Genomic DNA, 10,985 nt, shown 5'->3' with positions numbered 1-10,985 from the left:
TAGAACACCTCCTGGTTCCTCAGTTGGTGCTCTCCACATTTTCCGGGCAAGTCCAAAGTACGACGACACGATCGTGATCGGCGGCCCGCCCTGTCAGGCCTATTCCCTGGTGGGACGCGTTCGCTCCAGAGGCAAGGTCGGTTACGTCCCGGAGGAGGATGCGCGGCACTATCTCTTTCGCGAGTACATCCGGGTCCTCGACAAGCTTCGCCCGGCTGCCTTCGTTATGGAAAACGTGAAAGGCATGCTTTCGTCGACCGTCGAGAGCCGACTTGTCTTCGAGATGCTGATGGAGGATCTGTCGTCGCTCGGCACGGGTCATGCCCATCACTACGAACTTCGTGCCGTCCGGGTCGAGGATGGCAAGGCCAGCCTGCAGGAGGCGGCACAGCCTTCGGATTTCATCGTGCACTCCGAGGCCTTCGGAGTCCCGCAGCGTCGCCACAGAGTGATCATCGTCGGTATCCGTTCGGACCTCGCAGGACGGGCCGCCGATGCGGAGATCGCTGTATCCGGGATGGCGCGGACCGTCCGCGATGTCATCGAAACGATGCCCGTCTTGCGAAGCGGCATCAGCCGCGGGCGCGACGACGCGGCTGCCTGGCGAGGAGAAGTCCTCGACGCCGCGAAGCTGCTGGCCGGCATCTCCAAGGGGAAGGACAACCGGGCGCTCCGTGAAGCGTTCCTGACCGTTTCGGAGCGGGTGAAGGAAAATCCGCCTACCGTTCGGGCTGCGTCACGGTTGCCTGACGGCTATGGCACTTCGAACGATGAGTTGCTGCAGTGGATCGAGCGACCGCAACTCCGCGCGATCGCCCAGCACGAGACGCGCGGGCACATGGCATCGGATCTGGGTCGCTACCTGTTTGCTGCCGTGTTCGGGACCGTCCGTGGCTACAGCCCGAAGGCCGCCGATTTTCCTCTGGTGCTCAGCCCCGATCACCGCAACTGGCACAGCGGTGTGTTCAATGACCGCTTCCGGGTTCAGCTGGCGGACGAGGCATCGACCACGGTCACGAGCCACATCTCGAAGGATGGCCACTACTTCATTCACCCCGATCCCATCCAGTGCCGGAGCCTGACGGTTCGCGAAGCTGCTCGTCTGCAGACCTTTCCCGACGATTACCTGTTCCTCGGCAACCGCACGCAGCAGTATGTCCAGGTTGGCAATGCCGTACCGCCGTTCCTTGCGAAGCAGATTGCCATGCTGGTCCTGAAAGCAGTGAACTGATCCTGGTGATCATTCACCCTGCGATCTCAGGTATCCGGCAACCCTTCCGACAGCCACTTGGCCTCGCCTCGGGATGACACGATGCAAAGGTAGGCCCGCGCACGAGAGAACGCGACATAGGCCAGTTCACGGTGGTCCATGTCATCACCGGTCGCAATCAGGATTATTGCCGGGCGCTCCAGACCCTTGAACCGCCGCACGGTATCCACCACCACATCCTCGAGCGCCATCGTTTCTGCATCTGTGAGTGGGATGCTGGTCCCGCTGCTTCTTTCGACGAAACTTGTTCGGGCGGCTGGTCCGTTGACAAGCACGGCTATGTCGCCAGGGGCAACTTCCTCCTTGAACACGAGCCGTCTAAGCTCCCTGTATGCCGCTTCGATTTTTTGATCAGCATTTTCGGCAGCGATCCAAGAGACATCAAGACCATCGGGTCCATCTGCGATTATCTCGGGACCTGAATAATGCACTGAAGCGGCATTGTGGATGTTCTTTGTGTTTCGGAGGTTTCGGGAAAGCCGAACCGGAATGACACTCAGGTCGTGAACGCTAACCCCCGCGCTCTCGTAGACCCTCTGGTTGCTGTCCATGAACACACGTAGGTGTCCACCATGGGTCAGGCAGGCATCGATTGCGATCCACCAGTCGGCGCTGAAGTCCTGACCTTCATCGACAACGATCGTGTCCCACCTGAGTGCGGGCTGAACCTCCACCGCTCGGTAGAGCGCGTGGGGAAGCGCTGTTTCATAAAGTTCCCGCTCACTGATATTGGAAGGTGGCGGAACACCAGCCTGATGCGAGATGCGCCCGCACAGGGCGTGAAATCCGGCCACCGTAAGGTTCTCGACGCCCTTCAGCTTCCGCTCGAGGTTCGTTGCGAGCGGCCGACTGTGACAGGTCAGAAGGGTCTTCCGTCCAGCCGCGGCAGACCTGATCGCTTCCTCGATTGCCACCACCGTTTTGCCAGTCCCTGCGCCTCCCCGGATAAGCGCCCGGGGGATATCGGCGATGACGTCGAGGATATGGTACTGGGACGGTTCAAGAACGCGGAACTCCGTGTCGGCTTCTGCAAGAGCAGCGCCGATGCGGAAGCTGAGCGTGAAAGGATGCGCCAGCAGCCTTTCCAGCGCGGCGATGCCGTCGTGGCCCAGAGCCTCGCAATTGTCTGGCCGTTTCCCTGCCTTCAGTCGGTCGTCCAACCATCCGCGAAGTCCATGCTGCAACTGGCGCGAACAACAGAAGATCGAGGCCGGGCGATCAGCTCCGAGGTTGCCGGGAGGCGAGCCTGTACCGGGGAAGATCACTCCATGGGCAGAATGAATGAAGCGCTTGGGCCATCTTGCTGACTCGTTGAGCCGCTTCAGGATCTCATGCTTTGCGCTTCGCGCCTGTGCCACCGGATCCTTGATCTTGTGGACGAAACCGCCGTGATCCGTGCTGCGCCACTGACCGTCCCTCGGATCGAACGAGATTTCCTTCCCGCCCTTTACCTCGATGGCGAGGATGCCATCGATGGGGTGCGCGATCAGGAAATCGCATTCACCGTCCCTCTCGTTACCCAGACTGTCAGTGCCCAGCCAAGGGCTCGAGTAGAAGACATGAAAACTGTCGTCGAGGACGTCAGCGAGGCGATCGTAAACGCGAACCTCAGCCCGGCGTCTGGGATCATCGAGGACCGAGCGGGGGAGTTTCCTTGGCCAGAGCACCGCCATCAGCTTCTCCGAAGCATGTCTTCGAAGTATCCGAGCCCCGAACCCGTCCCGTCCCCGGTCAGCAGCGCGCGGTCAAGGAAGCTGTTGAAGGCCTCACATGATGTCTCGGGAGCAAGGCAGCATGCGTGGCAGACCGAATGGGAGTAGCTGTTGATCGCTCCCATCATATCCGTGATGCAGAGCGGATCGGATGAGCACCACTCGATCGCGTCGATAGCACGTTGCAGGATGCCCTCGATGCGCCCCGCCTTTCCCTGCCGTTCGAGCCCGCCGAGCGTTCCATCGGAGTCCGGTGTTGCGGTATAGATCAGAAGTCCAGCCATCTGCTCATCGCCCGTCCCGGCATAGATCCTCTCCTGAAGGGACGCGGAGGAGTATCCGCACTCAAGCGTCAGTTGACGCATGAGCGCGTGCGCGAGGGTGTGACAGAGCATGTAGCGCGGGGTAATTGCCTGCGGCGGCTTTGCATCGTCGCCATAGCGCTCCTTCCAGTCCGCCTGGTGTCGCGTCTCGCACTCGGATACGCGCGCGATGACATCAGGTCGGGCTTCCCACGTCGCCAGCCGTTCCTCGTTCAGTGCGAGGAAGATGCCTTCGCCTCGAACTTCAACCGCCGGCAGCCACTCAAGCGGAGCCTTGGAGAGCCGTGCCACTTCGGGCGAGTCGGGATCCCCAGGCGGATTGATCCGGGTGAATCCCTTGATGGCACGTACCTCGCGAAGGCGGACAGCCCGTACAACTCTGAAGATCCACGGAGCTATATCAGGAGATACAGTTTCTCTTCGGGTTTCGAAGTCGATGTCGGGGGTCCGACTCCGACCAGGCTCCGTGACAAATTGTCGGTATTCTGCCGGACGCAGGTCGTCGGTCCGCATCTGTCCGTATGACGTGAGGCGCGCACGGATCGCCTCTGCCAGTTCGGCAGGTGACATCTCGAGCTCCTTCAGGATGCTCTCCAGGTCACCTTTAGCTAAGAATCCGATGTATTCCTCAAGCTTGGATAGGTCATCGAGATTCGTCAGCGAACTCCACCAGTCGCCCAGAACTTCCTGAAGACGGTCGGACCAGGGCGGGATGCTGAGGGCTGACTCCGTCACGGCAAAGTACAGGTTGGACGCACCTCGCTGCACCGCGTACTGCTCCTTGCCGCAAGTTTCATCGCCATCGGCCAGCCAAGGTCTGTGCCCCCGGCATTTCGGCCCACGTTCCCAGGTCTTCTTCGAGAAAACGCCGTCCATCGACCGACGCGCGCCGCACTTGGGGCAACTGAGGATGAGGCCGGCAAGGCCGGGTTTCTCGGACCGCAGGATCAGGCCGGGATGACGCTCCGCATTGTCACGCCTCGAAACCGTGCAATCCGGCTTGTGCCCCACCCACCAGTCCCAGGGGAACTCGTCGACGTGGCCATGCTTGCAGGCCATTACGAAGCGGACGGGGATGACGAAGACCTTGCTGTCACCATGGGATTTTTCCGTGCACGTAGCGCAGTAGCGATAGGCTTTGCCCGGATCGTTCTTCCATCGCCGTTCCGGCCTGATGACATCGCAGCCGGGACACTGCAGCCATTTCGGGAAGCGCACGGCGACGAGACGCCGGGTATCCGGATCGTCATCCTTTCCCCGCTCCAGCGTCACAGGGGGTGTCCTGAATCCTTTCACGCCCAGCTTCTTCTGCAAGCGTGTCTCACGTATGACCTGCGGGTGGGCAAGACCAGCCGGAGGGAATGAGCGATCCCATTCCTCTAGGCCCGCTGCGATACCCGAAACAGCTCCTCCACCCGCCCTGAAATCCACCACCGAGCCGGGGCCAAATGTCGAAACGACTGCGCTGCGACGCAAATCCTGAAGGTCATTCTTCATGCGTATCATCCTTTGCCCTGAGGACAGGGGCCATCCTGAAGGGAGTTCCAGCCTCGACGGTCCGCATGGAGTTGAGGGTGGGCCAGGCGGCACCGGCGTCGCGGCCGGCGGCCCGGCGAGCGGCAGCGCGCTCGGCACTCTGGAGAAGGGATTTCCCTCCCTTGTGGTCACTCCAGTAAACTGTGGGGGACCTTGCCCGCCACGTGTCGAGACGGCGCTCAAGCTCTCTTCGGACTGCAGTCTCTTCCGGATCGACCCGCTTCGCCCGCTCGACGAGCAGGTCGATGAGGTCCATCGCCAGATCTTCCGCGTCGTCGTCCATGCTGGGAGAGTCGAGCATGTCGGGAACAAGGTGGCGCACTGCGGCAACCAGTGCCGCATGCAGCGCCCTGTCGCGAGCCCGTGACGCGAAGGGAGTAACGCTGGTCGCCTCAACATCCCTGTAGAGCGTGCGATGCCAGCTGCAGAACGTCTCGAAATGAGAACGGTCGCGCGCCTTCGCGTTGTTGAGAACCGAGACGACAAGGCCGCTGACGTCTCCCCGCCCGACGCGGCTGGTCGACTGGATGTACTCGGCGATGGTCTTGGGTTGTCCGTTGACCAGCATCAGTCCCAGCCGCGAAATGTCCACGCCGACGCTGACCATGTTGGTCGCAAGAACGGCATCAACAGCGCCAGGGAAACCTACCTTGATGTCGAGCAGGTCGAGCATTCCGCGGATTTCTTCCTGCGTTCGCCGGGATGTCAGTTCCTCGACGTCGCTGAGGGGTCTTCTCTCCTCGGCGCGAGCATCAGCATAAAGCGCGATGCTGTCGGTGACGTCGTCCTGCATGAGGACGAGCGCACCTCCAAGCTCGCGAAGCGAGTTGAAGTACCCGACAAGCGTCCAGTAGGCATCCCGGCGAACATCATCGCTGAATGCCCCGAACGCCGTTTGCAGCAGGGAGCCCGCAACTGCCTGCAACGTGAACTTAGCCGATCGACCGGCCGTTGTGACACCGAGATAGCGTCTCCCCACGGCCTTCGGCCGCCGATCACGAACCGCGAAACCGGAATCGTCGTGATCTATCGCTGGCGGTGGGAACTGGAATGCTTCGCGATCGAAAAGGGCCAACACCTGCTCCGACGCTCTGCGGATCGTAGCGGTCGAGCCAATGACCTTTGCCCGGTGTCCGCGCACGGCGAACATCAGGTCGAATGCCGCCTCATATGCGCCCGCGATCGTCCCCAGAGGCCCGGAGATTAGGTGCAGCTCGTCCTGGATGACGAGGTCAGGTGGAGAGCCATCCGAAACTCCAAGCAGGCCGTTGGTTCTCTTCTCGCGGACGATCTGAGCGAACTTGTCGGCAGTTCCAATGAGCAACGTCGGCCGGTTGTCGTAGACATCCTCGTCCACAGTGAAGACAGGTAGTCTCCCGTGCATCTTGCACGTGCTGTTCGTGCATTCGGCATCAACGGGTGAAGTGGCGCTCGCCATCGACCAGGTCAGTTTCTCGCCACATGCTGGACAGCGGGCGAGCTGTTTTGGCGAAGCCACCTCCGAAGACCCTCGGAGGGAAGCGAATGCGTCGGCACGCTTGTTGGGAGTAGCGTCTCCTCCGACCCACAGGCCGATAGAGAAAGGTTCGTCACCTTGAAGCGGCAAGCCGTCGGGTGCCGACTCGCGACCAGAGCGTATCGCCTCCAAGGCCACGATCATCGCGGCAGAGCGTGCGAACTGCTGGGTCGTGAGAAGTCGCAGCGTGTAGCGCATGAGGGCACAGACACCGCTGTGGTCACTCGGATCATCCGAGAGCCGACGATACACGGCGATGCACGCGATCAGCGCGAGGTATGCCTCGGTCTTGCCACCGCCGGTGGGAAACCAGAGGAGGTCCATGACGCCCCGGTGCATGTGATCACGGATGACCGAGGATGGTGCACTGAGGAGCAGGAACCCCAGCTGGAACGGGCGCCAGCGCAGGGGGCCGTGGCGGCTCTTTGAGTTGTCCCATGAATGCTGCAGATGCATGGCAAGGTTTGCCAGCTGGAAAGCGCGGCGCAGGCGCGGATCGGTGCCAAGCTGGTCGACCGATGCCCGCATACGCCCAAGCGCCAGATCACATTGGGCTAGATGCGCCTCAGCCACCGCTCTCAGTTCTGATCCCACGTCCGACGTGTCGTCGAGGCGCTTCCGCTGCAATTTTATCCAACGGTCGTAGGCATCGCAGAAAAGTTGCAACCCCTGCTCGAGGTTCGCAGCATCGGCGCAGGCCAGTGCCTCAGCCGAAAGCGGATCGAAACCCCCGCTGTCCTTGCCAAGCTCGGAAAAGAATGTGTGGCCATTCGGATCGACGCCCTCGACGATCGCTGAAGGGAGCCAGGTCGTCCCGACCCATCGTGCAGTGGGGCGGGTTCCGGCTGCGTGGTCCAAGGATTCCCACTCGGCGGAGCAGACATGTCCGACGGCAAACTCGGCCACGTTCCTGTACAGCAGAGCTCCGCTTTCCTCGTCACTCACGGCGGCGGGCACGTCGGCCCCCCCTTGATGCCGCGACGCCGCGCGCCGGGGGGGCTTCGGCACCAGCAGAGTGCCATCACAGGGCTCGACGCGAAGAGCCGTCTGGAACAGCGACGCAGCCTCGATCTCGTTTCGACCCTGTTCTGGGACTATCGAATTCACGAGTGAGAGAGTGACGAGAACGGACCCACCTGCATTTATGCATCTGACACTGAGCGAGACGTTGGGCAGCCCGTCACCGTGTTCCGCAAGCGCAAGCTCACGCGTAGGGCTGGGCGGCAAATCAAGAACTGGAATCTCAACCCTGTGCGGTTGGCGGACCCAGATGTCGACGTCGTCGCGCTTTTCGACCCGATACGTGGCGAAGCTGCAGGTAACCCGAACTTGCGGGATACCACTGGACGCAAAAACGCTGAATGATATGCCTGCCACGGAGGGCTTCTGGATCGAGCCGGTCCTGACTGCGTCGTTCTCGCCGTCGCTCTCCTCGCCCGAGCCAGCGCCCGCGGTCCCGAGGCGTTCATCATCCTCGCCCGACATCGCCGTACGCTGGGGCCATAGGATGCCGGTGAGGTAGACATCCGACGGGCGTGCCGTCAGTTCCTCGTCCTCTGCACGCGGCCCGATAAGATCCTCGGCAAGCCGACAGGCGACGGTATCCCTATCGAGTGACTTGTCCTGCATTGCGGCTACCTCCGGCCTGAAAAGAAGAAGGGGGGGAACGCAGCAATTCTCGGCGTCAGGATGAAACCGGAGGAAGCCCATGGTTCATTCAATGTCTCGAGGTCATTGTCGTCCGGACTCAAGACAATTGTTGCACAGCCCTGACCTCTGACGTGATTTACGTAGCCCGGCGGCCTGTGGCTGTTCTTCTGGTTCCTGTTCGACAGTATCTCCCACAGGTCGTACGTGAGGTTGCGCGACAGGGCACCGACGCGAGGGCCCTCGTTGCCAGCTCGGATCCTGTAGCGCCAATCGAGATCGGCATCCGCTTCCAGCTTGTAGGTCGTGACGACATCGGCGACCTTGGTGAGAAATGCCTGTCCCGCCGAGGCGTCGGCTGCACTGAATTCACTGCGACCGACGAGACCGCGCGCAGTGATGTCGCCATCACGGCCGATCTCAACCATCGTCGATTTGCCGTTTCTGGCCGAACGATGAACCCGTCCTGATGCCAATGTTGATGCTCTGAACGCGTTGCTCTCCCCGACAATCAGGGATGCGCGCGCACGCGTGGCTCCGACAAAGAGCACACGCGTTTCTTCTATTTCGTCCTCGATGCTCTCGAACTCCGCGCCGTTCGGCAGCAGCAGAACGACGTTGCTGGCCTCGCGACCCTTGCTGGCATGTATCGTTCCGACGATCGGTCCGTGGAGACCGTATTCGGGGAGCGTCAACTCGACAGGGGGGCGGGTCTGGCCCAGGCGCCTTCTCAGCCTCTGCATATCGACAGAGCCGTCCTTGCGGCCGGCAACGCGCATGAGGTGTTGCCAGGCTTCAGCTGGACCATAATGCGGCGCAGCCTTGTTCTCGATGCGCGCCGCCCAGAGATCCAGAAAGCGTCGCTCGGCAATAAACGGATCAACAAAATCCGCGAAACAGATCGCCAGCCATGCCGGCAGCGTTACCCCATATCCTGACAGGCGCAGCCGATGTGGAAGGTCACAGAATTGCGATGCCATCAGGACTTCGGCGCGAGTTCGGAAGAGCAAGAGGTCATCGCTCGTGAAGTCCGCAACTTTCATTTGCGTCCACTTCAGCCCTTGCTGGTCCGCCAGCGCCCGGATTCTCTCCGCTGTCTGGCCGTGCAACCCGTCGCGATGTTTCTGCTTGTCGAGCACATCACTCCGTAACTCGGAGAAGATCTTGCGAAGCCCGGGGGAGGACGTGCGATAAATCTCCTTGAGGACAAAAGTGGTGAAGCCGAGTGCCTTCACGCCTCGCAAGCGGTCGAGGAGCGGCATGCCAGGCTTTGAGGCTCCCCCCTTGCGACGTCCGATGCTGTCGTCGGAGAAGCCATAGATCGCCTGGGCCTCGTCGGCGAACACCGTGACTCCGCAGTCCGAAGGCAGCCGATTCACCAGAGCCTCGATCAAATCCGCTCGCTGCCCAACGAGGTCCTGTGCCTCGTCAATGACGACGTGCTCGATCTGCGCCAGTTCGTCTGCCACGTCCTCATCAGACTTCAACAGCTCGATGACGCGGGCAATGTTCTCTTCGTAGGAACCGGTCAGCCTCGCATTCGGGTCGTGCCCGGAGTGGATGGACCACGCATGGGAATCGATGGTCGCTATCCGGATGGCAAAGGATGCATCGCCAACGTAGGAATGCAGCCGTGCACGGATTTCCGCCACCGCTGTCCGCGTGAAGCTGATCATCCAGGTATTGCTGGCCTCGATATCCTCTTCGTTGATCAGGTGCGCGAGGCGCGCGCAGGCGACGGCTGTCTTTCCGGTTCCGGGCCCCGCCTCAACGACTAGCCGGGCATCCGTTTCCGCCTCGATTACCGCGCGCTGATCTGCATCCCAGCCTGTATCCTGCGGAGCTTTCCCGGCAATATTCATGGCTACAGAATTCCCTACCGAACAATGTCTTGTGTTGCTGTCGTATTCAGATCTGCGTTTGACGCTGATCGCGCTGAATCCCCAAGTGTCTCACGGTTCAAGAGCACGATCTGCTGATCCTGCGGCTTCCTTGCGTTGGGATCAGTATCGAGGCCGAGACGCCTGAGCGCATAGTACAACAGCGCACGTCGGACCTTGATCTTCGCCTTGCCGCCGCGCATCCCGTAGTCAAGCGCGACGACCTTTGCCTGAGTTTCCGACAGGGCGGGGTGGGGCCCGATCTCCAAGGTAACCTCGGTATTCCAGTCGCCGTCGTGCCCTGAAGGCACTTCGCTTTCCCGCGACCCGCGAATCTCCAGTATTCGCGAAAGCAGGAAGTCCTTGAACGCTTCGTCGGTCAGGCAGAACGCCCGTGTGTGCCAGCGGAACCCGTCGAACCCGATGGCGTGCGGAGCGATCCAACGCCAGCGCGGCTCCGGACTGGACAGGGACTGGTACTTCACCTCGATCGCATCGGACCGGCGTATGGCGCCGACCACGGAGCGGAGCGTCACCGGGTTGACGCCGCGCACCGGCGTCGGGGCCGAGGCGTAGGGTGGGAGATCGGCGATCCAGGAGTCCTCGCGGTCGAGGATCCCGTCCGCCACCGACCGAAGCTGGGCGAGGTAGCGGCTTGCGTCGGGTTCGAGGAACCGGGGCTGGAACTCGGGGCCACGGACGTAGGTCCGCGCGCTCTTGTCGTAGACCATGTTGTCGGGTGCGAAGCCGATGTAGCGGTTCAGGTCGGTGGACGCCTGGTTCACCGAGACCCCGAACTGGTTCATCAGGTCGCTGCGGTTCACATGTCCCTCCCAGAACAGGCGGAACTCTATGAACTCGAGACGCTGCTCGACTCCCCAGCGAAGTTCGGACCTCTCGTTGTCCACCGTGGCCTCCCAGCCCCCTGATGCGCATGGTAACTATGCGCGCCCATTTTCTGGGTTGTCGTGAGGCTAGCCAAGGGATGATGATGTGGCAATGGAAATGCTTCTCCTTGCAGCATCAATCTCGATCTAGGTGTTCAGTCCCGGCATCTGGTGGATCGGGTCGAGGATGAATCTGTCTGGCTCTGATGTCCAT

6 protein-coding genes are annotated in these 10,985 nt (G+C 61.4%); 1 reads left to right on the top strand and 5 read right to left on the bottom strand.

Annotated elements, in window-relative coordinates:
* The coding region (locus DKT70_RS16930; protein WP_111560246.1) for a DNA cytosine methyltransferase at window positions 1–1,231 on the top strand (1,231 nt) is incomplete at its 5' end.
* A gap of 26 nt (window positions 1,232–1,257) precedes the next feature.
* On the opposite strand, the gene DKT70_RS16925 is transcribed toward DKT70_RS16930, so the two are convergent.
* Genes DKT70_RS16925 through DKT70_RS16905 form a run of 5 tightly spaced genes read right to left on the bottom strand, consistent with a single transcriptional unit; the run spans window position 1,258 to window position 10,792 of the window.
* Window positions 1,258–2,943 (bottom strand): nuclease-related domain-containing DEAD/DEAH box helicase, encoded by a 1,686-nt coding sequence (locus tag DKT70_RS16925; protein ID WP_111560245.1) that lies wholly within the window; start codon window positions 2,941–2,943, stop codon window positions 1,258–1,260.
* Entirely contained in the window at window positions 2,943–4,802 is a 1,860-nt protein-coding gene (gene drmB / locus DKT70_RS16920; RefSeq protein WP_111560244.1) for a DUF1998 domain-containing protein, read from the bottom strand. Before drmB ends, DKT70_RS16925 begins: the two co-directional genes overlap by 1 nt.
* Complete coding sequence (locus tag DKT70_RS16915; RefSeq protein ID WP_111560243.1) at window positions 4,792–7,986, bottom strand: helicase-related protein; 3,195 nt, start codon at window positions 7,984–7,986, stop codon at window positions 4,792–4,794. The genes drmB and DKT70_RS16915 overlap by 11 nt, the downstream gene beginning before the upstream one ends.
* A gap of 5 nt (window positions 7,987–7,991) precedes the next feature.
* Window positions 7,992–9,866, bottom strand: a complete 1,875-nt coding sequence (locus tag DKT70_RS16910; RefSeq protein WP_111560242.1) for a UvrD-helicase domain-containing protein — start codon at window positions 9,864–9,866, stop codon at window positions 7,992–7,994.
* A gap of 14 nt (window positions 9,867–9,880) precedes the next feature.
* On the bottom strand, window positions 9,881–10,792 hold the full coding sequence (locus DKT70_RS16905) for a WYL domain-containing protein (RefSeq protein WP_111560241.1): 912 nt from the start codon (window positions 10,790–10,792) through the stop codon (window positions 9,881–9,883).
* Window positions 10,793–10,985 lie beyond the last annotated feature (193 nt).

This window comes from Paracoccus sediminilitoris (assembly GCF_003259195.1).
GTDB lineage: Bacteria > Pseudomonadota > Alphaproteobacteria > Rhodobacterales > Rhodobacteraceae > Paracoccus > Paracoccus sediminilitoris.
Note: the sequence above shows the minus strand (reverse complement) of the source record. Positions and strands in the feature narration are given on the sequence as shown.